Origin of the sequence: Carboxylicivirga litoralis (assembly GCF_025499605.1) — a bacterium.
GTDB classification, from domain to species: domain Bacteria; phylum Bacteroidota; class Bacteroidia; order Bacteroidales; family Marinilabiliaceae; genus Carboxylicivirga; species Carboxylicivirga litoralis.
This window is the reverse complement of the sequence record NZ_JAFMVC010000022.1, coordinates 1-24,103: the sequence shown is the minus strand read 5'-3', so window position 1 is coordinate 24,103 and position 24,103 is coordinate 1. Positions and strand designations below refer to the sequence as shown.

Sequence of the window (24,103 nt, the reverse complement as noted above, 5' to 3'; positions counted from 1 at the left end):
TTATTCAAATTCGACCTTAGCCCTAAAGGCTACTTTATTCTGTGCTGGGTTAAAACCTTCGCATGAATGCATATTTTCATTCACTTGACATGAAAGTGCAATGGTTTCACCAATCATGGTCTCTTTCATGTAGTTAATAGAAAGTGATTTAGGGTAGTGGTCTTTGTGGAAATCAACAGATAAAGTATCCATCATCCAGTCGATGTAGCGTGTCGATGTAACATGCTTGTTTAGGTCAATATCAAAATATGTAGGCGTTACATTGTACTCAGACTGCTTTTCTATTACTCCAAGTTTTTCAGGAGAATAATCCAACGCATTTACCTCTTTTAATGCGGTAAAAACATCCATTTTCTCTTTGTTGAAATTCGAAGGGCGTTTGGTTGTCAGGTCAATGGCCAGCCAGGCCGAACTGGCTTTTGCAACGATGTTGTTTTGAGCATCTCTCACCACAAAATCACGAATATAAAAGATGCGTTCGATGTTTTTGGGCCATGTTTCTACTTCAATTTGTTCATTCCATTGAAGCGGACGATATATCTCAACAGTCAGTCGGTTTAATACCCAAAATAAGTGTTCTTTTTTTAGCTCGTTAAATCCAAATCCTAAATCTTCAGCAGAGTTTATGGCCGATTGAATCAGGTAATTAACCAAAGCACTTGGTCGTAATCTGGAGAACATATCTGTATCGGCAGAAGTAACCGTGTACTTCATTTTTAGTTGTGTCGACTTCTTCATGACTGCTATTTTAGTTAAGGTATTTCGAGCGATAAATGTAGTTATTTTATCATAACTGTAGGGTAAAGAGTCAATATTGATGATTTTCTGCAAACCTTTTCGGAACGACTTTAAGTTCCAATTAACAAGAGGAGTTGTTTATGTAATATTCAGAAAATCAAGTGATAGTGTGGTTTGTTATTTTTTCTGAGATAAAGATAATGAGGCAAGTGTGAATTGCCTTTCTTAATTTTACATGAAACTAATTGAAAAGATTATGAAGAGCCTATTTACGCTATCCTTATTGGTAGCACTTACCATTACTTCATGTTTAACCAAAGAAACTACCAAGGTTACGGAAACAGCTGAAGTGCCTTTTGTTTGGGAGAACGCAAACATTTACTTTTTGTTAACCGACCGTTTTAACAACGGCAATCCTTCAAACGATATGAATTTTAATCGTAACGAAGAGACTGGTACATTGCGTGGTTTTATGGGAGGTGACTTAAAGGGAATCACTCAAAAAATCAAAGAAGGTTATTTTACCGATTTAGGTATTAATGCCATTTGGTTTAGTCCGGTTGTGGAGCAAATCCATGGTTCGGTTGATGAGGGAACAGGTGTTACTTATGGTTTTCATGGTTATTGGGCCAAAGACTGGACAGCTTTAGAGCCGAATTTTGGAAACGAAGCTGAATTGAGTGAGTTGGTTCAAACGGCACACGAGCATGGAATTCGAGTTGTGTTAGATGTGGTGATTAACCACACTGGCCCGGTTACATCGCAAGATCCTGTTTGGAGCGATGGATGGGTGCGCACCGAACCTCAGTGTCGTTACCAGGATTATGAGTCGACTGTTACATGTACTTTAGTTGAAAATCTGCCTGATATTTTAACGAATAGTACCCAGGAAGTTGAACTGCCAAAAGCGTTGATGGATAAATGGGCCGATGAAGGTCGTTTAGAAAAAGAAATGGAAGAATTGGATGCTTTTTTTAGTGCCACTGGTTATCCGCGCACACCACGCTATTATATTATTAAGTGGTTAACCGACTATATACGCAAATATGGTATTGATGCCTTCCGTCTTGATACAGTAAAACATACCGAGGAGGATGTGTGGTCTGTCTTGTGGAAAGAAGCGGTTAAAGCGTTTGCCGACTGGAAAGCAGCTAACCCTGATTTGGTGATGGATAACAATGACTTTTATGCTTTTGGAGAAGTATACAACTATGGTATTTCAGGTGGACGTTGGTTCGACTTTGGTGATCGCAAGGTGGATTACTTTGCTCATGGCATGCAGGGGCTAATCAACTTTGAGTTTAAGTACGATGCTACTAAATCATACGAAGAGATTTTTACAAAATACAGTACAGCTCTTAATGGTCCTTTAAAAGGGCAGATAATAGTTAATTATGCCACTTCACACGATGATGGTGGACCATTTGACAAACAACGAACTAAAACCATTGAGGCTGGTACAAAACTGTTGTTATGTCCAGGTTCATCACAGGTGTATTATGGCGATGAAACAGGTCGTAGCCTGGAAATTGATGGAACGATTGGTGATGCTACGCTACGTTCGTTTATGAATTGGGAAGAGCTGGAAGCTAATAAAGAGGTGAACGGCGTGCCGATGAAAGCTATTTTGACACATTGGCAAAAGCTTGGCCAATTCAGGGCTGCTCATCCTTCAGTGGGAGCTGGTTTTCATCAGATGATAAGTGAAGAGCCATACTACTTTAAACGAGAATACGCATCTGGATCTTACAGCGATAAAGTGGTTGTTGGCCTTGATTTAGCTAAAGGTGAAAAGACGGTTAATGTAGCTGGAGTATTTGCCAATGGAGATGTTGTAAAAGATTACTACTCTGGCAAAACAGTTGAGGTCAGAAATAATGAGGTGTCTGTTTCTACCGACTTTGATATCCTTTTGCTGGGTAAATAATATTGATTAATGGTTCATAAAAATGGGGAGACTGTCATTGTTGATAGTCTCCCCATTTGTTTTTAGCACAAATTCTATTTTATTCTTTTTCTTTCTTTTCTTCCAGTTTCGATATTTGGCCACTATAACTGATGCTACTGCGGTTGTTGCTAATAATGTTGACCGAAGTATTGCCGCTGTATGAAATATCCATATTAATACGGAATGTATCATTCTCGCCCTGAGCTTCAAAGCTGTAGGAGATTCTCATTTTCTTCTCATTTAGCTCAACCTTTTCATTTTTAATACTGGTTTTATCGAATTTTATACCGCTACCGCTACCATATGGTACGGAAAAACCACGCCCGAAAAATGGCATGTCACCTTCGGTTTCAGAGCCCATGACTTTAATGAAACCATAATTGGTTGTCAAATCAATGGAACGCCCTCCCTGAGGAAAAGCTCTGTCGGGAACGAAAATAAAAGCCTTGCTATCGAATAATTTTTGTGTTTCAGCAAATTGCTCCAAACGTCGCTCTTTTTTGTTTTTCTTTTTTTGTTTTTGCGCATTCATATTCTCCAATGGTATGACCATTAGAGCTGATAATACGAGAAGATTAATAAGCGATTTCATAATTTCATTATTTAAGGTTAAAACATTGTTATTTAAAAATATGACTTCATCAGGAATAATCCTGCTTTAATTACATATTTCTTTATTTCGCACATTCAATTGAAATGTTATATTTTTGTAAACAGTTTATTTGTAACCAAATAATATGCCACAGATATCAAATAATAACAAGTTGTTTAAATGCTTTGTTTGTAATGCTGCTATTCACGATGATAAAGTAAGCTATCATGAACAGGTGAATTTGCCTGTTTGTCAAAGCTGTAAAGGCTCTGATGAAGAGAATGAAAAGGCAAAAGAACTGCTTGAAGGTTTAGCCGACGGCTTTGTTTGTGGCTGTATTTAATCCTACTGCTATGAAAAATGTTAATGTTATCGCATTAATAGCTTTGCTATTTACCATTCAGCTTGGTGCTGTTGCGCAAGAGGTGAAAGATGATGAAAGAAAATCATTTAGGGATAAGTTGTTTACCGGAGGCAGCATTGGTCTGTCATTCGGCGATTATACAAACTTAATTGTCAGCCCGGTTATTGGAGCGCGATTAAACCCTAAAGTGTATGCAGGATTGGGGATTGAATATCAATATACCAAAGATAAAAGATATGATCCGTCTCTAACTTATAACCAGTATGGAGGTCGGTTGTTTGCACAATATAACATCAGACCAACCGTATTTGCGCATGGTGAGTTTGCAGGTTATAGCATGGAGCGCTACGTAACTTTAGCAACAAAAGAAAGAAACTTTGTTCCATTTATTTATTTTGGTGGTGGCTATCGTAAGATGATAAGTGAGCGTAGTTTCTTTTCCGTTCAAGTTTTATTTGATGTGTTACAACATCAGTATTCGCCTTACAAAGCCTGGGAACCGATCTTAAGCGTTGGTTTTGGAGTAGGGATCTAGAAGACGGAAGACAGAAGACAGAAGACAGAAGACGGAAGACGGAAGAGGCGGGTAGCTTGTAAAGAGGTCGTTAGATCAGAAGGTCATTAGAAGAGTAAGCTCTAATAATCTATCGACCTAATGCTCTATTAGCCTAATTAACTTAAATAAATCCTTTCAGCTTATACATCAATATTCCCATCCATTCTTTTAAAATAAGAGGCCACAACTGAAGAGTGGAGAGTGATGGCATGAAGTAATCGGCTGGTTTAAGAGGCTTGTAGTTGCTAAGTATATGTGTGGAAACGGCATCTACCTGGAAGCCTTGCTTTTCAAAACAGGCTTTGGCGCGTCTCATATGAAATGCTGAAGTAATCAGTGATATATCTTTATTAATTGACAAACTATCGAATAAAGCAGCAGAGTAGAAGGCATTCTCGTGTGTGTTTCTCGATTGCTTTTCAAAGAGGATTTTAGTTGAATCGATACCAATGCTAACCAGGTATTCCTGCAAGTAATCAGCTTCAGGACGTTCTTCAAAGTAAATTTCTGCCGAACCTCCACTGATAATAATCAAGCGTTCCGGATTCTTTTTTTGAAGCAGTACTGCTTGCAACAAACGGTCGCTGGCTTCTTTGAAATGAATCCGCTGCGTGGCATCTTCATAATTTGATAAGCCGCCTAAAATAAGCAAGGGTTTTGTTTGGGTTTGTTCATGCTGCAATGATTTTGCCGTGTATTCCCAGGCTTTCAATACTTTTTGAAATAAAAAGGAGTTGGAAAATATGAGGAAAATGATGGTGGCAGAATACAATGCCTGTTTTTTTGTGCGTTTTGATTTAAAAATGATTGCTACTAAAATTAACAGCACGCACCAATTAAATGGAATCAGTAAAAAGCTTAATATTTTAGATAGTAAGAAAAACATTTGTTTTAGCTAAAATTTGGAAGTTACACCAGTCCTTTTAATTTTGTTGTAAAGAAAAGAAAAACTAAGTAAGCAATCGAACAAAATCCTGTTTTATGCATTTTAACCAACTACTTCGTGAGCGTTATTCCATCAGGGAATACAAACCTTTAAAAGTTTCTAAGGCTTTAGTAATTGAAGTTTTGGAGGCAGGGCGAATGGCGCCTTCGGCTGCCAATAGGCAGCCTTGGAATTTTATTTTGGTATCGGATGAGAAGAATCTGAGTCAGTTAAAAGAAGCGTACGACAGGGAGTGGTTTAAAAATGTGCCACAAATGATTGTTGTTTGTGGTAATCATGAAGAGTCGTGGAAACGCTCGATGGATCAAAAAGACCATTGTGATGTTGATGCAGCCATTGCTATTGACCATATGACATTGCGCGCAACAGAGCTGGGGCTGGGTACTTGCTGGGTGTGTCATTTTAACCCTGACATAGTACGTAAGGTGTTACAGTTACCAGAGCATATTGAACCCATAGCCTTATTACCTTTAGGTTATCCGGTTGAAAACAACGCACCAGCCAAAAAACGCAAAGCATTTTCAGAAGTTGCCTTTGAAGAGGTGTTTGGTACACCGTTAAAAAAGTAATATGGCATTAAATATTAAAGCCCGAAACAATGGATGCTTCGTGCTTTAATAAGTATATAGTGTTTTCTTTTACCTGAAGTTGATGCCTACACCTGCAGTAATCACAGAGTATTCGCCAACCGTATAATCGGCATGCAATGAGATAATTGCTAAGCGAATGCGCATGCCGGCATTAAAATCGAAACCATTGGTATTGTATTCCAATGCAATAGGGTCAGGTGTAGTGTCTGTGTCATCTCCAACTCTAAAGTCTCCTTTTAAGTCAAAATTACTAGTGGTAGTTCCATAGCCTAATCCGGTGTAAAAAGATACTACAGGAATATTTACACCAACTAATAATCGGCTTGTAAATGCACCAGCGCTGGTTTCTAAATTACCATTTCCAATGCCCGCTTCATTTACACTTAATTTGGCACCAAAATCGGTATAAGCTGCCAAAACAGAGGCTTGTAAAAATGGCACGCGCTTAATAAATGGAATGTAATCCTTAATGGAATGCTTTAAGCCAAGCCCCCATAACCCCGCTTCACCAAAATCGCCATAATCAACCGTTGGCATAAAGCGACCCATAATTTCAGTGTGGAATGGTAGACCTATAGCGGCCTGGATCATTGGATTAACAAATACATCGGCGCCGGCCCCCTCCATCGTAATGACTGGAGTGTTTGTAATCTTATCATTAAATGTCATATAGGCATTATCACCAGCAGCCATTGTTGGAGCATATCCATCAGGTAAACCATTTGAAGTTCCTGGGGTAAGAGTCTCAAGTTCTCCCGGTTTAAATTTTTTCTTACTATTCGGTGCTGTTGTGTAACTGGCTGATATGGTTATGTCAAAGCCACCAACTTTATGAACTTTAGCAGCGTTATACCAACCACTATTCAGGTTAACGCCCAGCATCTCGCCATAAGGCAATAGGTAAGCTTGCGATAGAGCATTGGCATCGGCCTGTCCGGCTTTTAAGAAATCAACAATCTGCCCTTGTCCAAATACTTGCGCGCTTGTAGCTATTAGCGCAATGCTAAGTAATAATCTAATTTTCTTCATGTATGTGATGTTTGTAGTTTGTTAGTTTATAGTTAGTGTCGATAAAAATGTCTACTAGCCTAAAACCTATCGACCCAATGGCCTGGTAAGCTAATGACCTTTTATGATTCTCCGTTGAGCAAAGTCACTGCTTCTTTAACCGAAATACGCTCGTTTTTGTTGTAGGCCACAATAAAACCTTTGATGTTTTCGGTTTTCATATCGGCCTTGGCTTTTTCAAGCGATTGGTATTTACCCACCGAGTATTTAAACCAGTCGTTAATTGACATTTCTATAACTTCTTTGCTACCCTTGTAAACACTGCTAATCTGCTCATTTGTTGCTTTCTTTTTATCGGCCATTATCTGGATAGTAAGGAAAATATCCGGATTGACTACAATCGGTTCTTCTACAGCGATCGGTACTTCAGGTTCAATCACTGTTGGTGCTGCTACTTCCTCTATTAGAGGGGTTTCGTTTTGTGCTGTTAACGTTGAATCAGCAGGTATTGGCATTGCGGTCATAGTTACCGGAGCCACAGCCAGAATAACAGGAGCTTTAACAACAGGTGTTTCAGCTGGAAGTTCAGTCATGACTGTTGTGGTGTCTTGTGCAATTGGAGCAACTTCAACAAGTGCTGGTTCAATCAGGGTTGAGTCAATAGCTGTGACTTCTTCAGCCATAAGTTCAGGCTCCGTTTCAATCGGTTCACTTAAGCTCAATAAACATTTGGTTTGCAGTTCAATGGCTTCTTGTTGATTTTGCTGAGCCAATTCTAACAATTCAACAGCTTTTTCGGGCGACGATAAGTTTTCAGCTTTATTGTATTGCTTACGTGCTTTCTTCTCCAGGTCTCTACTGTCTCTTCGTGTTTGTTTGGCTTCTGAGTTACCTGATTTTTCCAAAGTTTTTAATCGGTCGTCCAATACGCTGATGTATTTCTTATAACCATCCTCATAATACAGGGCAGCCTTTGCTTTTATTTGAGCAATCTTTTTATTGTACTTGTTGATTTTACCAGTTTTAATGCGGCCATCGGCATTTTTTAATTGCTCCACCTCTTTTTCCAGGTCTTTCGTTTCTTCAATAAAAACATCCCCTTTAGCAATCAGTTTTTCGGCCGATTCCAAACGTTTTAACTCTTTTGAATTTAATAGTTCTTTAAATTCATTGCTGAATGCTTGTATTGGAGCAGTGAATAATGCGACGACTAAAAGTATATGGGTGAATCTGATTGAATTATTCATTGTATGTGTTTGAGTGTTTGTTGATTTTATTTTATTCTGCAGGCAGAAATATAATTAACTGCCCTCTATTAACGATTTTTAACGAACGTTATTGAAAAAGGTTTGTTGTTAGAAGAGATAATTTCTTCCTAATCCTGATTACTTTTGTGTTTCATAAATAAATAGACAATTGGATATAAATTAGACAAACCAGAAGTGTTTGTTACTTATAGGCTACTAAAAGATATAGACAGATATGACAATTAATATTCTACAAGAACCGTTTAAAACACCTTTTCAAACACCGCCTTTTGAGTTAATAACGGAGGACAATTATTTGCCGGCTTTTAAGGAGTTAATAAACAAGGCGAAGGATGAGATTAATGCCATTGTTAATAATTCAGCAACTCCTGACTTTAACAATACCATTGTTGCGCTTGAAAAATCGGGAGGGCAGTTAGGCGTTATCAGTCATGTATTTTTTAATTTAAATCATGCCGAAACAAATGAGCAGATTCAAACCATAGCTCGTGAGGTGTCGCCATTACTGACCGAGTATTCCAATGATATATGGTTGAATGATAAATTATTTTTAAAGGTAAAAGAGGTATACGAAAATCAGGATCAGGCGGATTTGAGTGCGGAACAGCAACAGTTGCTCAATGAAACCTATAAAGGATTCGTAAGAAAAGGAGCTTTGTTGGAAGGAGATGCTCGTGAGCGTTATCGCAAAATTACGACAGAACTGTCTAAGTTAACGCTTCAGTTTGGTGAAAACTTACTCACCGAGACCAATTCTTTCCAGTTGCATGTAAGCAATGAAGATGAATTGAAGGGCTTGCCTGAAGGAGTGATGGATGCTGCAGCTGCATTGGCAAAAAGCCAGGAAAAAGAAGGTTGGGTTTTTACGCTTCAATTTCCAAGTTACATGCCGTTTATGAAATATGCACAGAATCGTGAACTGCGCAAACAAATGTACAGGGCTTACTCAAAACGATGTAATAATAACAATAAGCACGACAATAAACTGCTGATTCAAAAAATTGTTTCTTTGCGCGTTGAAAAGGCCAAACTTCTGGGTTATGAGAGTCACGCCCATTTTGTTTTGGAAGAACATATGGCTTTGCATCCCGATAAAGTAAATGGTTTTCTGGCTGAGTTATTGGAGGCTTCGATAGATGTGGCAAGACAGGATGTGAAGGATGTTGAAGCGTTTGCTAGCGAGAATGGTTTAGAAGGTGCCTTGCAACGTTGGGATTATCCTTACTATGCCGAACAATTGAAGGCAAAGAAATACGGTTTAGATGATGAAGCCACACGTCCTTACTTTGAGCTTAAAAAGGTAGAGCAGGGTGTTTTAGGATTAGCTACTAAGCTTTATGGTTTGTCGTTTAAAGAAAACTCATCTATATCCGTCTATCACGATGAGGTGAAAACGTATGAAGTTTACGATGAGAAAGGAACGTTCCTGAGCATCTTTTATGTTGATTATCATCCACGAACAACAAAGCAGGGAGGTGCCTGGATGACCAGCTTTCGCGACCAGCATCATGATGACGATGAGGATGTTCGTCCGCATATCTCCATAGTGTGTAATTTTACGCGGCCAACTGAAACAAAGCCCTCATTGTTGACTTTTAACGAGGTTCAAACCTTTTTGCACGAGTTTGGTCATGCTTTGCACGGCATGCTGAGTCAAGTAAGCTACGAAAGTTTGGCAGGTACCAGTGTGTATCGCGATTTCGTTGAATTGCCTTCGCAGATAATGGAAAACTGGGCAACGCAGAAAGAATGGTTGAAAGATGTGGGAGTGCATTACCAAACAGGGGAGGTGATTCCTGATGAACTGATTCAAAAGATTATTGATAGTGAAAATTACCAAAGTGGTTATGCAACGGTTCGTCAATTAAGTTTTGGTATGAACGATATGGCCTGGCATTCATTAAACGAAGCTTTTGCTGGCGATGTGGTTGAATTTGAAAAACAATCAATGGCGGCTACTGAGTTATTCCCATTGGTGGATGGTACAGCTTTTTCAACAGGCTTTGCTCATATTTTTGATGGCGGCTATGCGGCTGGTTATTATGGTTATAAATGGGCCGAAGTATTGGATGCAGATGCTTTCGAAGCTTTTAAAGAAAATGGCATTTTTGACAAAGCAACAGCTCATAAATTTAGGACCGAGATACTAGAAAAAGGCGGAACGGCGCATCCAATGACTCTGTATAAAAACTTCAGAGGCCATGAACCATCTATTGAACCATTATTGAAGCGAAGTGGATTGAAAAAATAGTTATCAGAGAATTACGAAGAATGAACCACGAGGACTAAGAATACTAAGAAAAGACTTGGTAACCTTTGTGGTAAAATAGCTAAAACGAAAAAAAAGCTAGGGAGCGGAGTTGTTCTTATGCATACTCCGCCCTATAAGCTTTTTTTAAATAGTCGAGCAAAATCGTTATGCTTTTTCAGATGGTTGTAATAAACCTTCCAATCGTTCAATCTGGCTTTGTTTATTAACCTCTCTTAAATTTCTTGCCGTCTCAGTATAATACTGATGTTTTCGAATAAAACTAAGCTGCATCTGGTTCCATTCATCAATGGTTCCAATCATATTGCGTTCTTTCAACTCCTGAAACAAGGTGTTTGAAACAGGAATAAAATCATTACGCCCCAGGTAATCCAAGTCGGAGTCACAAATCACCTGTTCCAATATATCTTTTGGTTCAGGAGGATATTTGGTAGACATTATTAAACGACAAACGGTTTCAATCTGGTCTTCAGGATAGCTGTAGTTGGTTAATATGTCGCGTGCTATCTTGGCACCATGCATTTCGTGTTCGTGGTAATCAATGGTGTGGCCGCAATCGTGAAATAGGCCAGCTAGTTTTAAAATCAGTATTTCTTCTTCTGCTAAACCTTCTGCCCAGCCAATTAGCTCAACTTCAGTCACTACGTCAATAGTGTGTTTAACGTTGTGATAATACAGGTTTTCAGGCAGTTTGTGTTCCAGTATGTCAAGTAAATCCTCTTGGATATCCATGAATTGAATCAGACTGTATTTCGTTTTGAAATTACGGTTGGGTATCGTGCATGCTTCATTTTCAGCAAGCTTAGGAAGTATGCCATCGACTTTAAACATGTCAAGGAATCCTTTATATTTAGCTGGCATCTTACCGTTTTCGTCTACCTTGAAAAACTCTTTAACCAGTTCGTAGGTCATCACCGAAATGTTGATGTCTCCATCTTTACAAGCCATTCCCATGCGGGATGCAATATTTACACTTTCACCAGTCAAAGTATAGGGAGAACTTTTCTTGCCGGTTAATTCACCCAAGACCGGTCCTGTATGAATGCCGATGCTGACCTTCCAGAAAGGTTCATTGTCTCCATTGATAATGCACTTTTTTGCTGCCTCCTGCATTTCCATAGCTGCATTAACCACATCAATTGGGTTGGTGCGATTCTCTTCGAGTATACCGCCTGCGAATAAAAAGGTGTCGCCAATGGTTTTGACTTTAAGAACACCATATTTTTTAGCAATATCATCAAATGTCAGGTAGAGCTCGTCAAGTGCGTCGATCAATTCCTGAGAATGAGCATGGCCATTTATCCTGTCAAAGCCTTTAATGGTAGCGTATAAGACCGATACCATTTTAAAACGCTTAACACGTTTCTTTGATGGCATTTTCAAACGTTCCTCAATTTCCTCGTAAGAATATTCAGAGAGGAGGTTCAGGTATTTTTCGTTTTGTTTTTGAATTATCTCATAGCGTCCCACAAGGCCCTGTAACTGGTCGTTCAGTTCCTTATTTCGATTCGCTAATTTGGTAATTCTTAAAATATAGTCTTCAATGCTCTCCATTGTTTGGGTGTTTTAGATCAGCATTAAAAATAATGCATTATCAGTACAATAAAAATAGACAACTAGTATACAGAATTAACGTCTGTGTATAAATCGTCTGTTTACAGTACGTTGTTAAATCTAAAAATGTTATTTTTATTTATAATTGTTTTAAAACTTTAGATAAACGTTAATAAAATGACAATGAAACATCTAACTCTACTTATTTTTATCATGCTTTACCATGGTGTTTTCTCGCAAGTTTCGGTGTCGTGGGAAACAAAAGCTGAACTTGAAGTGCCCGAGTCGGTGAAATATTATGCCGAAGGAAATTGTCTCTTTGTATCTAATATTGCAGGTAAGCCATCCGAGAAAGATGGGAATGGGTTTATCTCCAAATTGTCAACAGAGGGGCAGGTAATAGAATTAAAGTGGCTCGAAGGACTTGATGCTCCTAAAGGGATGGCGATTAAAGATGGCATTTTATATGTGTCGAATATTAATGAATTGGTGCTGATTGATATTGCATCGGCTAAGATAATAAAGCGAGTTTTGCAACCTCAGGCAAATTTCTTGAATGATGTGACGATAACACATTCAGGAGATGTTTTGGTGTCGGATTCAGGTACATCAACTGTTTTTGTTCTGAATAATGATCAATTGGATGTGTGGTTAAAAAATGATGACTTTGGCCGGGTTAATGGATTGTTTGCTGAGGAGGATTACGTTTTATTAGGTGCCGCCACGAGCATCGTAAAAATTGATGTGGCAACAAAAAAATACAGTGTTTTTCTTGAAACAAGTGGTCAACCTGATGGTATAGAGGCGGACGGCGAAGGCGGTTATTATTACTCTTTTTGGCGTGGCGAGCTATTTTATTTCATACCTGGTCAGGAGCCTCAGCAACTGTTAAATACGGTGGATGACAAGGTGCAAAGTGCCGATATTGGGTATATCCCAGAGACTAAAGAGGTACTGGTGCCAACTTTTTTATCTAACCAGGTGGTTGCTTATACAATGGATTAAGCTTTTAGAAGCTCTATTACACGTTCAACACGATTTTCAATAGGTTCAAAGGCGTCAACCCAATGGATATTGGCGCCTTTTCGTTCCATGCCTCTGAACCAAGTCATTTGGCGCTTGGCAAATTGGTGAATGGCTACATTGAGTTTGTCAAACATTTGCTTGTAAGTTAGTTCGCCGGTCACGTGCATGGTCAGGAATTTATATTCCAACCCATAATAGATGAGGTCTTCAGGGGAAACACCGCTATCTAATAACTGTTTCACTTCATCAATCATACCTTCTTCGAGTCGTTTCCTGAGGCGTGATGTGATTTTTTTTCGGCGTGCTTCACGGTCGATGTTGACACCAATGATTAGTGGATTAACATCCGGCAATTCAACTTCTATTTCCGGATTTTGTTTGTAATATTCTTCAATCTCAATGGCTCTGATGGCTCGTTTAACAGTATCTGTATCTGTTTGGTTATGCAGAGATTTGTAGCTTGCCAAAATGTTTGACAGCTCTTCACGATTTTTGCCCTGCAGGCTATCGCGTAGCTCTTGATTGACAGGTACATTAATCAGCTTGTATTTTTTTAAAACCGATTCGATATACATACCAGTGCCACCACACATCACTGGCCAGTGTTTGTTGGCTTGCACTTTTTCAAAAGCCTTAAAGAAGTCAGCCTGGTATTCAAATACATTGTATTTATAGCCGGCATCCACAATATCGAGCAGGTGATGGGGAATGGTGTAGTCATCAATGGTGTAATCTTCAATATCTTTACCTGTTCCCAAGTCCATGCCGCGATAAATCTGTCGTGAGTCGGCACTGATGATTTCCCCATCAATTTTTTTTGCCAGATGAGCTGCGAATGTTGTCTTACCTGAAGCTGTAGGTCCTAAAATGACGATTAAATTGTATGGAGAATCCTGGTATTGCATGACGTAATTTTGCTTCAAAGCTATTAAATAGTTTGGTAGAATTTAAACTAAAAGTGATTGTTTCTTTTACTTAGCTTCGGTTCTAAGTTCGAGCAAGCCATCATTTGATTCACTAATGAGTTCATATTCTTCCATCCACCGAAGTACTTTTGATATCTCTTCCTGCGGCATGTTTAGTTTGATTATTAGCTCATCATAACTTAATGGCTTGTTCTCAAGTTGTTCTGATATTTGATTCTGAATGGTGTCAAAGTTATCAACTGAAAGTTCTGTTTTCTTCATGCTCTGACACACGTCGCATACCCCACAGTTGTCTCCACTTGCTTGTCCAAAATATAGCAATAGTTGTTTGCTGCGGCAAATATGATTGGTTGTACCATAGTCAATCACGCTTTGGATACGGTTTTCGTACTTGTCTTTCCGGTCTTTGTAAACTTCTTTGCGCAGTTCAATGTACTTGCTGTCTTCACGTGATGTGGTGTAAGTGATCAGTGGTGTTTTCTTCGATGGAATGTATTTTATTACCCCCAATTGGTTAAGTTTGACTAAAAGCTGATAAACCGTATCGCGATTCGTGTTCATTCGTTTAGCCAACAGCTCTTCATTGATCGGAACATACTCAGTAAACAAACCCGTGTAGGAGCGGAGTAGTAATTTGGTAAAACGGTCGAAGTCTTCGTTGGCCACCTGGAACTTATATAAATCATCGCGGCGCATAATAAAATGGACTTTAGCAGACAGTTGTAGTTCTTCCGTAAACTCAATATAACCGGCTCGTTGTAATATTTTCAGGCTATTATAAACCGTCATCAGGTTCATGCGATAGTTTTTGCAGAAAAGTGTCAGGTTAAAATCATAAACCCGATTAAAACCGCTGCCCACTGCTAATTGAAAGAAATTGCCCAGTGCTTCATATACGGCTAAAATCTTATCTTTAGTTGGGAATGAAACAGAGACACCTCTCTTTAATCGCACTTTATCATTATTAGACCATAATAGAACCGCATAGGCTTTTTTACCATCACGCCCGGCGCGTCCAGCTTCCTGAAAGTAGGCTTCCAGTGAGTCGGGCGCATCCATATGGACAACAAATCGAACATCTGGCTTGTCAATGCCCATTCCAAAGGCATTGGTCGATACAATCACTCTGATATCACCATCGGTCCATAGCTTTTGACGTTTATCTTTTACATCTTGCGGCATTCCTGCATGAAACGAACTGGCCGAAATGCCATTTTTTACTAATAAATCACTGTATTCCTGTGTCTTCTTGCGGTTTCGAACATAAACAACAGCACTCCCAGGTACTTTGCTGATAATATTTAATAACTGTTGCTCTTTGTCCTCAGCTTGTCTAACAACGTAAACAAGGTTATCTCGCTTGAAACTTTTTTGAAAAAGGTTTTTCTTGTCAAAGAGCAGGCGATCCTGTATATCATCGGCTACCTCAGGCGTTGCAGTTGCTGTTAATGCTAAAACCGGCACATTGGGTAAAAGCTCACGAATGCTTGCAACTTTCAGGTATGAAGGTCTGAAGTCATAACCCCATTGCGAGATACAGTGCGCTTCATCAACGGCCAGTAGGTTAACATTCATTTGTTTTACCTTCTCCTGGAAAAGGTCAGTACCCAAGCGTTCTGGCGAGATGTATAAAAATTTAGTGCCTCCAAAAATACAGTTGTCAAGCGTGATATTTATTTCTTCACGCGAAAGCCCCGAATAAATAGCAGCCGCCTTTATGTCTCTTCGTTTTAGGTTGATAACCTGATCTTTCATCAAGGCAATAAGCGGGGTGATAACAATACAAATACCTTCTTTAGCCAATGCCGGCACCTGAAAGGTAAGCGATTTACCTCCTCCTGTTGGCATTAGTCCCAAGGTGTCGTTACCATCTGCCACTGATCGAATAATGTCTTCTTGCAGAGGACGGAACTTTGCGTAGCCCCAATATTGCTTTAATATATGATGAAAAATATCCATGTATGAGCAAAGGTAATGTTTGTTGTTAAAATGGTTAACTGTCGAATTGTTAATTTGTCGAATTGAATAACTGCTAAATCGAACTCAGGATAATGCGTTGATTTGCTTATTCGTTAAACTGTCAATTAAAAAGGATGCCAGTTTTTAGTCAGGTTGTTTCATTAAAGACAGACACAAAACTGTGAACACGAAACTTAAAACCGGAAACTCATAGCCAGAATCGACACATATGACAGTGTTAACGACTTCTTGTTAAATAAATGAAAAATTGTGGAGTTACTATTTTGAATATGAGTGGTGTATCTTGCTTATTGAAAAATAACTTAGTAATATTCCATAATTAAAGTTGGTGTGAATAATTTTTTACTACTTTTGCCAAAATTTTTTAATCCATAAATAAAGGTTCCATGTCATTTCTTGAGGATAAAATCGTATCGGAAGGTTTAACATTTGATGATGTTTTACTGATTCCTGCTTACTCGCAGGTATTACCACGTGATGTGAAATTAAACGGTCGTTTTTCGAAAAACATTGTGTTGAATACGCCTATTGTATCAGCTGCAATGGATACAGTAACTGAAGCTCGTTTAGCAATTGCCATTGCGCGCGAAGGGGGTATTGGTGTGATTCATAAAAACATGCCAATTAAAGATCAGGCTAAGCAGGTAGAGACAGTAAAACGTGCCGAAAATGGTATGATTTACGACCCGGTGACTATTTTACAAGGTAGTACAGTTGGTCAGGCTCTTGACTTGATGAAAGAATATAAGATTGGTGGTATTCCGGTAGTTGACCAGTATGGTTACCTGGTTGGTATTGTTACTAACCGCGATTTACGCTTCGAACCAAATATGGCGCGTTCGATTGATGAGGTAATGACAACCGAGAATCTGGTAACGACCAACCAAACAACTGATTTGGAAAAAGCAGCTGCCATTCTTCAGCAATATAAAATTGAAAAGTTACCTGTAGTTGATAATAACAACAAGCTGATTGGCCTGGTAACATATAAAGATATCACAAAGGCAAAAGACAAGCCGCATGCATGTAAAGATGAGAAAGGTCGTTTGCGCGTTGCGGCTGGAGTTGGAGTAACTGCTGATACTTTCGAACGTATCGATGCTTTGGTAGAAGCTAATGTTGATGCCATAGTGATTGATACAGCACACGGACACAGTGTTGGTGTATTGGAAACATTGAAAAAGGCGAAGGAAAAATATCCTGAGTTGGAAGTGGTAGTTGGTAATATTGCAACGGCTAAAGCTGCTCTTGATTTAGTAAAAGCAGGTGCCGATGGTGTTAAAGTTGGTATCGGTCCTGGCTCTATTTGTACCACACGTGTGATTGCCGGTGTTGGTGTTCCTCAGTTATCGGCCATTTATGATGTGTCAAAAGCGCTTGAAGGAACTGGAGTTCCTGTTATTGCTGATGGAGGTATTCGTTATTCCGGAGATATTGTTAAGGCTTTAGCTTCTGGTGGACATGCAGTAATGTTAGGTGGATTATTTGCAGGTGTTGATGAATCGCCAGGTGATACAATTATTTACAACGGACGTAAATTTAAATCGTACCGTGGTATGGGGTCGGTTGAGGCTATGCAGCAGGGTTCTAAAGACCGTTACTTCCAGGATGTTGAGGATGATATTAAGAAATTGGTGCCAGAAGGGATTTCGGCACGTGTACCTTACAAAGGAACGTTGTACGAAGTTATTTACCAGTTAATTGGTGGATTACGTGCGGGTATGGGATATTGTGGCGCAGCTAATATTGAAGAGTTGCACAAAGCACAGTTTACCAAGATTTCGAATGCGGGTATGAATGAGAGTCACCCACATGATGTGACCATTACTCGTGAAGCACCAAACTATTCTAGATAATTAGTTGGAAACACATATCAGAAGAGGCTTTTCGAAAGAGAAGCCTTTTTTGTTGAAATATACAGGCTGTAAAAGCACTAAAAATACAAATGAATTTCTTTGTGTTTTTAGTGCTTTCTTTTTGAGTTAGATACTATCGTTAATAGTACTTTTCTTTTATCGTATAAGCTCTGTATGTTATATCAATATTTTGAAGAATCTTAAGTTTAAGATGCTCTGGATATTCAGGGTTATTATTTAAAAATTGATTAGCCACATCATAAGCTGTTTGCGATGAATGCCCACTAAAACTATTGCGAAGCCACCCAATAGGGAAGAAGATGTCGCCTGTAAGCTGAATTTCTTCGAGCAACTCAAGAGTGTTATGTAGGTAATGAACAGAATGTTCAGCTCTCAATGGATGATGCAGGTTGGCTAAAGCATTCTGTACCCAACCTTCTTTGCTGCGGTTTTCAACTTTTGATAACGACAGAAAGAATTCGTCTCTATTGGCTGCATTATCTGACAATGACGGAAGAAGAAACTCTAACTTTTCTTTATTATGCTTGCTTTTTAGCTTTTGCATTACAAGAGCTTGTAATTCTTGAGCCTGTGAATGATTTTTAATGCTCAATTGTGTTACTAATCGAATCAAATCGTTGTCGCTTAGGTTGATGCCGTCGAGTGATTGCTTGCCTTGTAGAAATTCTTTTAGTGTTTCATTTGCTTCTGTACTGAGGGCAATGTTGCTCCATAGTCGGAACAATGTCTTTTTATTGGCGATATTTTCTTCATTTTGGATGCGCATATAAACATCTTTCTCTATTATTGGAGCTTTATCTGTGCGAACATCCTGTGGAATGAATTTCCAGTAAATGCTTTGAAGCTGACTGCTTAATTGGTTTAAAATAATAGGATTGGCTTCCTGTAGGATGTTTTTTTGCAAATAATTTAAGAACGCATCAGGGTGAATACTGCCATCAAGGAAATTCTCATACAGATTAATAACCAATCGTCCTCGTAATAAGTCATCTTTGGTTGCTACAGTATGCTTTAGCCAATAGTCCAACTGAGGCTGTGTCAAGCGAACCAAGCCATACCCTACATCATCGGCAAAAAACAAAGAGTTGGGTTCTTCCAGATTATCATGAATATTAATTTTAGCGTCATACATCTGGTATTGTAGATGTGAGTTGTTTTGTAAAATATTGATCTCTTGTGGCCAATAGGTGTTTTTAGATGCCAAGTTAGTGTGCTCTGGTATCTGTTTTAGTTGCCAGGTCTGATTGTTATGCTCTGAAGGTTCAAAATATAATATAGGGCGTCCTGGTTCAAATACCCATGCATTGCTCCAAACTTTAAGGTCGGTTTCAGTGTATTGATCAATGCAGGCAATTAAATCATTCCATGAAGCATTGCCATAGGCATTTTCGGCTACATATTGCTGAATGCCTTTTTGTAGATTTTTGGTGCCGGCAATGTTTTCCAGTTGTTTCATCACAATGGGTGACTTGTGATATATAATACTGCCATATAGTGTACCTGCATTTTGCAGGTTCTTTAGTTTTTGTCCGATAGGGTTGGCTCCGGTTGTTCTATCAACTGCATAAGACGATGGGAAGTGGGCCATTAAAAAGCGTAGCTGGTGGTTCATATCCTGAAACCAGGGTTCGGTAATTTTATCAGCCATAAAATTGGCAAATACTTCTTTGAGCCACACTTCATCAAACCAGGGCATGGTGACTAAATCGCCAAACCACATGTGTGCGGTTTCGTGAGCTATCAGGTTGGCACGACTCAATTCTTCATTTCTTGTTGGGTTCTCATCCAAGAAAATCTTTTCGGAACGGTAATATGTGGCTCCCGGGTGTTCCATGCCACCAAACTGGAAAGATGGAATAGCTACCAGGTTATAGGTTTCAAATGGATAATCAAAGGCAGTAAAATCTTCCAGCCAATCTAATGATGCTAATGTTTGTCTGAAAATCTCGTCAATATTGCGCTTGTATTTGATACTGTCGTCTACCATGTGGTACAGTCCAATGTTTTTGCCTTTCCACTTAACTGAATCAAACTGGTAAGTGCCGGCTGTAAACGCCCACAAGTAGGTGCTGATTGGTTGCGAGGGTGCAAATTCTAAAATCACCCTGTTGTTAATAGCTTGTTTGATGGTTGGTTCGCCATTGGCTATTCCCGTCCAGGTGTTTGGCAATTCCATTTTTACAGCAAAGCGACCTTTAATGTCGGGCTGATCAAAGCAAGGAATAGCTGTTCTTGCACGGTCGGGAACAAAAAGTGCATAGAAGTAATTGTCATTACGATTTAAAGCACCATCACCAAGGATGTATTCGATCTTGATCGCATTGCTGCCTTTTTGTAAATATGTTGCATCTAACTTAATGTGTTCATTAACAATAGCTGGCTGATCTATGTTAGTTTCGTTAATAGCCAGACTTATTAGCTGTTTGTTGTCAGCTTTGAAATCAAGATAGATGGTTTCTTTTGATTTTAGGTCAAATGTAATGTTTGAGATACCATCAATCGGTTCATCTTTATCATCAGGCACTATTATAGAAAGATGATAATTTAAATTGCTGATTTGTTTAGCGCGTTGCTTAGCCAAGCGTTGACTAACACCCGTATCGGGTACAGGTTTTTCGTAAATATTGCAGGCTGATAAAGTAATGGCAATCAGAATTGGTATTAAGTATTTATGCATCGTATTATTATTTTGACTTCTAAAGTAATGAAAGGAAACAAATGTTAGCTAATGGATGATGCAATTCATATAGGTAAAAGACTAAAACTTTCTGGATATGCTTTTGTTGTGATGGTAAGTAAAAATTATCTTTACAATCATTAATTAAACCTCTATTAGAAAATGAAGACATTTTTAACCCTAATTTCGTTCGTTGTATTGTTTACAAGTTGTTCGAGTATTAAGACAGTTTCTGATCATGACCCAACGGTGGATTTTACTCAATTTAAAACTGCTGAATTTTATGGTTGGGATAAGAATACCACAGAAGATTTAAATTCATTTGACCGTAAACGTATTGAAGCGGCCTTTACGGAAGAGTTTAAAAAGCGCAATATTGAAATTGTAGAAAAAGGCAGTGGCGGCGATTTGATTATCAGCCTTTATCTTATTAACGAAGAGAGAACCGAGACAAGATCAACAAGTACTTACAGTCCAAATGTACATGTGTATGTTGGTTTTGGTGGCTATTATGGTTATGGACCCGGCTGGGGATACGGGCCTGGTTGGGGCGGCTATAGTACTACGTATATAGATGAGGTGGATATAAATGTAGGAACTTTGGTGTGCTCGGTTTTTGATGCCAATAAAAAGCAATTGATATGGGAGAGTGCTGCCAGTAAAACCATTGATGAAAATCCGCAATTGCGCAAGAAAAGTATTCCGTATGTTGTCCGCTCGATTATGCGTAAATATCCTAAGAAGTAGGATTATTCTTCTGAAAAGTATTAAACCTGTCAAATATATTGATGGGTTTTTTTATGTCTGTAAGTCACGAATAATAAAGGAAGTAGTTGTTTGTAACTTAAAAATAAATAATAAAACGTAAAAATAAGTTGACAAACGTAAAAATAAGTTGTAGGTTTGAATTGCTGATTAACTAACTTAGTATACGATGGTAACTTTAACAAAAGCAGAAGAGAAGATAATGAAGCTTCTTTGGGAGTTGGAAAAAGGTTTTATCAAAGATATAATTGAAAAAATGCCAGAACCTAAACCACCATACAATAGCGTGTCAACCATTGTACGTGTGTTGGTAAAAAAGGAGATAGTAGGTTTTACCAAATACGGCGGAACATACGAATATTACCCTCTTATATCAAAAGATGATTACCGGAAAAGTCAGATGGGGAGTCTGGTGAAAGGCTATTTTAATAATTCTTTTTCCCAGGTGGTTAACTTCTTTTCTGAAAACAAAAACCTAAAAATAGACGAAGTTAATGAAGCGATAAAAATGCTTGAAGAACTTAAAAAGAAAAAGCATGAGTAGGTTCTTGATATATCTGTTTGAGAGTGGTTTATGTCTCAGTTTGTTTTATTTGGGCTACATCCTGTTTTTCCGTAAGGAAACCTATTTTACTTTTAACAGGATTTACCTGGTGACATCCATGGTTATTGCCTTGCTATTGCCCTTATCAAATGTGTCATTGTCGTTTGATTCGAGTGAGCGATTAGGTGATGCTTTTGCCAGAATTAGCGAGTTTCGTAACTATTACGAAGAGCTGATTTTAATGACAGAACCTGATTTTACGGTGGCTAATAATCAGTTAACTCCGATTGATGAGCAGTTGACATCACAGCCCAAAGTCAATGACCAAATGTCATTGCTTTCTTCTTTTTCATGGTCAAGCCTATTATTTTATACTTATATCAGCGGTGTGCTCTTCTTCACACTCCGTTTGTTGCTGCTCATCTTTAATCTCTATCGAATTATCCGGCGAAATAAAATTATACATAGCGAGGGTTTTAATATCGTTTTAATTAACGACGATATGCCATCCTTCTCATTTATGAACTGGATATTTGTGAATAAAGAGGTGTTGCAACCTGAAGAATTTGAGCAAGTTATTACACATGAAAAAGTTCATGTGCAACATAAACATTCTGTGGATTTACTACTGGCTCATATCATTACGATATTTCAGTGGTTTAATCCGCTTACATGGCGCATACAGAAATCGATTAAAACATGTCACGAGTACATTGCCGACCGGCAAGTGATTGACCAGGGGCATGAGTTATTCGATTATCAGTCTCTATTACTGAGTCAGTTAATCAGCATTCGCTCAGTAGAGCTGGTCAATAATTTTAATTTATTGTCAATTAAAAAACGAATAGCCATGATGAATAAAATAAAATCAGGAAACAGTGCAAAATTGAAAGCCTTATTAGTGATACCGATGGTGGTATTTGCCTTTTTCTTTTTTGCCGATATGACAGGGAGAACACTTATTGTTGATAACAATAATGAATCAACTACGATGGAGTTTACGCCTGTCCTTAAAAACCATACAGCAATAAATAGCATTAAAAATGAAGCTGTAGAAAAACAAGAAGTTGTGCCCGAAATTGATGACTCGGAAGAGGTCATTACTTTGCAGAAAAATGAAAAGTTAGAGTTTATAGAAGGGCATTATGCAATTAATTTACTAAAAAAAGAAGGCTCAGGTAGTTTGAGTATGGAAGAGTTACCAATTGTAAAACTTCCCAAAGCAAGCGCTGCAAAAGTATATGATGAAGCTTATGTGCTTTCCAAAATAGTTTTGACAGGAGATAAGTGCTTTGTTGGAGGAAAGAAAGTGGATATTGATCATTGTAATGCAGTAATGCATCAGCTTTCGCAAAAGGAAAATGGCAGGAAGTCGATTATTCTTGAAATTGATGTTGAAACACCAATGAAGGAAGTTGATAAGATTAAGCATGCTTTGCGATTAAATGATTTGTTAAAGATTGGCTATGCTGTTGAAGCTGAGAAATCGCTTGAACTTATAAGTAGTTCGACTGCTATTGTGAATCTTCTTCCACCCAAAGAAGCTAAAATGCTTTCTAAAGAAGAAGCTTTTTTTGAGGGTATTAAAATGTTTACAATTGGTACAAACTCAAATTTAAAAAATGTTAGCAGGCGTTTGCGCGATCATATCGAAGACTCTAAAAAGTATGTGATACTTTATGAGTACAATAATTATACGACGTATAACGATTATATTCAAACACTCGATATGATATATTCAACGGTTTGGAAATTAAGAAGGGAATATGCTTTTAGTAATGGCATTGATTACGACAACATGACCAAGGAGCAAGAAAAGAAACTACGTAAAAAATACCCATTAACCCTAACCATGAGAAATGTAGATAGTGACAATTAGGATATAAATGTATACATTGTTAAGCCTGGTATTTTTGCCGGGCTTTTTAATTGTTCGTGTTATAATAATGTAATTAGCATTTATGGATGCCGCGCGATTTGAAGAAGTGAAATTATTAAAGACAATGGTTTTAAGAAGTAGTAATACCGTTTACTAATCAAAAAGCGCCTTTAAAGTGCTTCGCTTTTAAAGTCACTTTGGTTATGTATCGGCATTAACCAATGTAATTAGCAAAATGAATAAGGCTCATTTTGTAATACATTTGGTATAAAATATAGACTTCAGAAAAAACTAATTATTTTTACTTTCATAAATGGTTGACTGCAAACATCCAAGCAAGGAGGTTAGATAAAAACTCTATTTCTATTGAAAAAAAGTATTGCAAAATAGAAAAGAAGACTTATCTTTGCATCGCTTTCAGAAACAGGGGTACCCAATCAAAGCGGTATTATTAAAGGAAAGCAGGCGATTTTCAAACGGAAAATGGCTAATAAAAAAAGATTGAAATGAAATTAAACTGGTCTGGTAGTTCAGCTGGTTAGAATGCCGGCCTGTCACGCCGGAGGTCGCGGGTTCGAGTCCCGTCCAGACCGCTT

General features: G+C 38.3%; 19 protein-coding genes and 1 tRNA gene. 11 read left to right on the top strand and 9 right to left on the bottom strand.

What is annotated here, in order from left to right:
• Entirely contained in the window at positions 1–738 is a 738-nt protein-coding gene (locus tag J1N10_RS16660) for an acyl-[acyl-carrier-protein] thioesterase (protein WP_262327867.1), read from the bottom strand.
• Positions 739–994: 256 nt separating this feature from the next.
• Here J1N10_RS16660 and J1N10_RS16655 point away from each other — a divergent pair, with 256 nt between their 5' ends.
• A complete protein-coding gene (locus tag J1N10_RS16655; protein WP_262327866.1) occupies positions 995–2,665 on the top strand; it encodes an alpha-amylase family glycosyl hydrolase in 1,671 nt (556 codons plus the stop codon).
• Positions 2,666–2,744: 79 nt separating this feature from the next.
• Here the strand turns inward: J1N10_RS16655 and J1N10_RS16650 are convergent, their stop codons facing one another.
• The gene (locus J1N10_RS16650) at positions 2,745–3,278 is read right to left on the bottom strand and encodes a DUF4251 domain-containing protein (RefSeq protein ID WP_262327865.1); all 534 of its coding nucleotides are present in this window, start codon (positions 3,276–3,278) and stop codon (positions 2,745–2,747) included.
• 145 nt (positions 3,279–3,423) lie between these two features.
• Here J1N10_RS16650 and J1N10_RS16645 point away from each other — a divergent pair, with 145 nt between their 5' ends.
• Both J1N10_RS16645 and J1N10_RS16640 read left to right on the top strand, forming a co-directional pair.
• Positions 3,424–3,621 (top strand): hypothetical protein, encoded by a 198-nt coding sequence (locus tag J1N10_RS16645; protein ID WP_262327864.1) that lies wholly within the window; start codon positions 3,424–3,426, stop codon positions 3,619–3,621.
• Positions 3,622–3,631: 10 nt separating this feature from the next.
• Positions 3,632–4,177: a hypothetical protein gene (locus J1N10_RS16640; protein WP_262327863.1), complete on the top strand. Its 546-nt coding sequence runs from the start codon at positions 3,632–3,634 to the stop codon at positions 4,175–4,177.
• Positions 4,178–4,319: 142 nt separating this feature from the next.
• Here the strand turns inward: J1N10_RS16640 and J1N10_RS16635 are convergent, their stop codons facing one another.
• Positions 4,320–5,084, bottom strand: coding sequence for a YdcF family protein (locus J1N10_RS16635; RefSeq protein WP_262327862.1), 765 nt, complete (start codon positions 5,082–5,084; stop codon positions 4,320–4,322).
• Positions 5,085–5,179: 95 nt separating this feature from the next.
• On the opposite strand from J1N10_RS16635, the gene J1N10_RS16630 reads away from it, so the two are divergent.
• Positions 5,180–5,713, top strand: a complete 534-nt coding sequence (locus tag J1N10_RS16630) for a nitroreductase family protein (RefSeq protein ID WP_262327861.1) — start codon at positions 5,180–5,182, stop codon at positions 5,711–5,713.
• 69 nt (positions 5,714–5,782) lie between these two features.
• On the opposite strand, the gene J1N10_RS16625 is transcribed toward J1N10_RS16630, so the two are convergent.
• Both J1N10_RS16625 and J1N10_RS16620 read right to left on the bottom strand, forming a co-directional pair.
• Entirely contained in the window at positions 5,783–6,763 is a 981-nt protein-coding gene (locus J1N10_RS16625; protein WP_262327860.1) for a DUF6588 family protein, read from the bottom strand.
• 101 nt (positions 6,764–6,864) lie between these two features.
• The gene (locus J1N10_RS16620; RefSeq protein ID WP_262327859.1) at positions 6,865–7,989 is read right to left on the bottom strand and encodes a hypothetical protein; all 1,125 of its coding nucleotides are present in this window, start codon (positions 7,987–7,989) and stop codon (positions 6,865–6,867) included.
• Positions 7,990–8,224: 235 nt separating this feature from the next.
• Between J1N10_RS16620 and J1N10_RS16615 the strand changes: the two genes are divergently transcribed.
• Positions 8,225–10,261, top strand: a complete 2,037-nt coding sequence (locus J1N10_RS16615; protein ID WP_262327858.1) for a M3 family metallopeptidase — start codon at positions 8,225–8,227, stop codon at positions 10,259–10,261.
• Between the two features lie 165 nt (positions 10,262–10,426).
• Here the strand turns inward: J1N10_RS16615 and J1N10_RS16610 are convergent, their stop codons facing one another.
• Positions 10,427–11,833: an adenylate/guanylate cyclase domain-containing protein gene (locus J1N10_RS16610; RefSeq protein ID WP_262327857.1), complete on the bottom strand. Its 1,407-nt coding sequence runs from the start codon at positions 11,831–11,833 to the stop codon at positions 10,427–10,429.
• 183 nt (positions 11,834–12,016) lie between these two features.
• Here J1N10_RS16610 and J1N10_RS16605 point away from each other — a divergent pair, with 183 nt between their 5' ends.
• The gene (locus J1N10_RS16605) at positions 12,017–12,838 is read left to right on the top strand and encodes an SMP-30/gluconolactonase/LRE family protein (protein WP_262327856.1); all 822 of its coding nucleotides are present in this window, start codon (positions 12,017–12,019) and stop codon (positions 12,836–12,838) included.
• On the opposite strand, the gene miaA is transcribed toward J1N10_RS16605, so the two are convergent.
• On the bottom strand, positions 12,835–13,764 hold the full coding sequence (gene miaA / locus J1N10_RS16600) for a tRNA (adenosine(37)-N6)-dimethylallyltransferase MiaA (protein WP_262327855.1): 930 nt from the start codon (positions 13,762–13,764) through the stop codon (positions 12,835–12,837). The two genes, J1N10_RS16605 and miaA, sit on opposite strands and share 4 nt — an antisense overlap.
• 66 nt (positions 13,765–13,830) lie before the next feature.
• Entirely contained in the window at positions 13,831–15,744 is a 1,914-nt protein-coding gene (locus J1N10_RS16595; RefSeq protein WP_262327854.1) for a RecQ family ATP-dependent DNA helicase, read from the bottom strand.
• Positions 15,745–16,151: 407 nt separating this feature from the next.
• Between J1N10_RS16595 and guaB the strand changes: the two genes are divergently transcribed.
• Entirely contained in the window at positions 16,152–17,621 is a 1,470-nt protein-coding gene (guaB, locus tag J1N10_RS16590) for an IMP dehydrogenase (protein WP_262327853.1), read from the top strand.
• A gap of 139 nt (positions 17,622–17,760) precedes the next feature.
• On the opposite strand, the gene J1N10_RS16585 is transcribed toward guaB, so the two are convergent.
• Positions 17,761–20,319, bottom strand: coding sequence for a M1 family metallopeptidase (locus J1N10_RS16585; RefSeq protein ID WP_262327852.1), 2,559 nt, complete (start codon positions 20,317–20,319; stop codon positions 17,761–17,763).
• 162 nt (positions 20,320–20,481) lie between these two features.
• On the opposite strand from J1N10_RS16585, the gene J1N10_RS16580 reads away from it, so the two are divergent.
• From J1N10_RS16580 to J1N10_RS16565, 4 genes are all read left to right on the top strand, one after another.
• On the top strand, positions 20,482–21,066 hold the full coding sequence (locus J1N10_RS16580) for a DUF4136 domain-containing protein (protein WP_262327851.1): 585 nt from the start codon (positions 20,482–20,484) through the stop codon (positions 21,064–21,066).
• A gap of 187 nt (positions 21,067–21,253) precedes the next feature.
• On the top strand, positions 21,254–21,628 hold the full coding sequence (locus J1N10_RS16575) for a BlaI/MecI/CopY family transcriptional regulator (protein WP_262327850.1): 375 nt from the start codon (positions 21,254–21,256) through the stop codon (positions 21,626–21,628).
• On the top strand, positions 21,621–23,507 hold the full coding sequence (locus J1N10_RS16570) for a M56 family metallopeptidase (RefSeq protein WP_262327849.1): 1,887 nt from the start codon (positions 21,621–21,623) through the stop codon (positions 23,505–23,507). Before J1N10_RS16575 ends, J1N10_RS16570 begins: the two co-directional genes overlap by 8 nt.
• 519 nt (positions 23,508–24,026) lie before the next feature.
• Positions 24,027–24,100: transfer RNA gene (locus tag J1N10_RS16565), tRNA-Asp, on the top strand.
• Positions 24,101–24,103 lie beyond the last annotated feature (3 nt).

What these genes read in the sequence shown, in the direction of transcription:
- J1N10_RS16615 (WP_262327858.1), top strand. Translation starts at nt 8,225, where the DNA reads ATGACAATTAATATTCTACAAGAACCGTTTAAAACACCTTTTCAAACA.
- J1N10_RS16620 (WP_262327859.1), bottom strand. Translation starts at nt 7,989, where the DNA reads ATGAATAATTCAATCAGATTCACCCATATACTTTTAGTCGTCGCATTA.
- J1N10_RS16635 (WP_262327862.1), bottom strand. Translation starts at nt 5,084, where the DNA reads ATGTTTTTCTTACTATCTAAAATATTAAGCTTTTTACTGATTCCATTT.
- J1N10_RS16640 (WP_262327863.1), top strand. Translation starts at nt 3,632, where the DNA reads ATGAAAAATGTTAATGTTATCGCATTAATAGCTTTGCTATTTACCATT.
- J1N10_RS16645 (WP_262327864.1), top strand. Translation starts at nt 3,424, where the DNA reads ATGCCACAGATATCAAATAATAACAAGTTGTTTAAATGCTTTGTTTGT.
- J1N10_RS16580 (WP_262327851.1), top strand. Translation starts at nt 20,482, where the DNA reads ATGAAGACATTTTTAACCCTAATTTCGTTCGTTGTATTGTTTACAAGT.
- J1N10_RS16625 (WP_262327860.1), bottom strand. Translation starts at nt 6,763, where the DNA reads ATGAAGAAAATTAGATTATTACTTAGCATTGCGCTAATAGCTACAAGC.
- miaA (WP_262327855.1), bottom strand. Translation starts at nt 13,764, where the DNA reads ATGCAATACCAGGATTCTCCATACAATTTAATCGTCATTTTAGGACCT.
- J1N10_RS16650 (WP_262327865.1), bottom strand. Translation starts at nt 3,278, where the DNA reads ATGAAATCGCTTATTAATCTTCTCGTATTATCAGCTCTAATGGTCATA.
- J1N10_RS16630 (WP_262327861.1), top strand. Translation starts at nt 5,180, where the DNA reads ATGCATTTTAACCAACTACTTCGTGAGCGTTATTCCATCAGGGAATAC.
- guaB (WP_262327853.1), top strand. Translation starts at nt 16,152, where the DNA reads ATGTCATTTCTTGAGGATAAAATCGTATCGGAAGGTTTAACATTTGAT.
- J1N10_RS16570 (WP_262327849.1), top strand. Translation starts at nt 21,621, where the DNA reads ATGAGTAGGTTCTTGATATATCTGTTTGAGAGTGGTTTATGTCTCAGT.
- J1N10_RS16655 (WP_262327866.1), top strand. Translation starts at nt 995, where the DNA reads ATGAAGAGCCTATTTACGCTATCCTTATTGGTAGCACTTACCATTACT.
- J1N10_RS16610 (WP_262327857.1), bottom strand. Translation starts at nt 11,833, where the DNA reads ATGGAGAGCATTGAAGACTATATTTTAAGAATTACCAAATTAGCGAAT.
- J1N10_RS16605 (WP_262327856.1), top strand. Translation starts at nt 12,017, where the DNA reads ATGAAACATCTAACTCTACTTATTTTTATCATGCTTTACCATGGTGTT.
- J1N10_RS16575 (WP_262327850.1), top strand. Translation starts at nt 21,254, where the DNA reads ATGGTAACTTTAACAAAAGCAGAAGAGAAGATAATGAAGCTTCTTTGG.
- J1N10_RS16585 (WP_262327852.1), bottom strand. Translation starts at nt 20,319, where the DNA reads ATGCATAAATACTTAATACCAATTCTGATTGCCATTACTTTATCAGCC.
- J1N10_RS16660 (WP_262327867.1), bottom strand. Translation starts at nt 738, where the DNA reads ATGAAGAAGTCGACACAACTAAAAATGAAGTACACGGTTACTTCTGCC.
- J1N10_RS16595 (WP_262327854.1), bottom strand. Translation starts at nt 15,744, where the DNA reads ATGGATATTTTTCATCATATATTAAAGCAATATTGGGGCTACGCAAAG.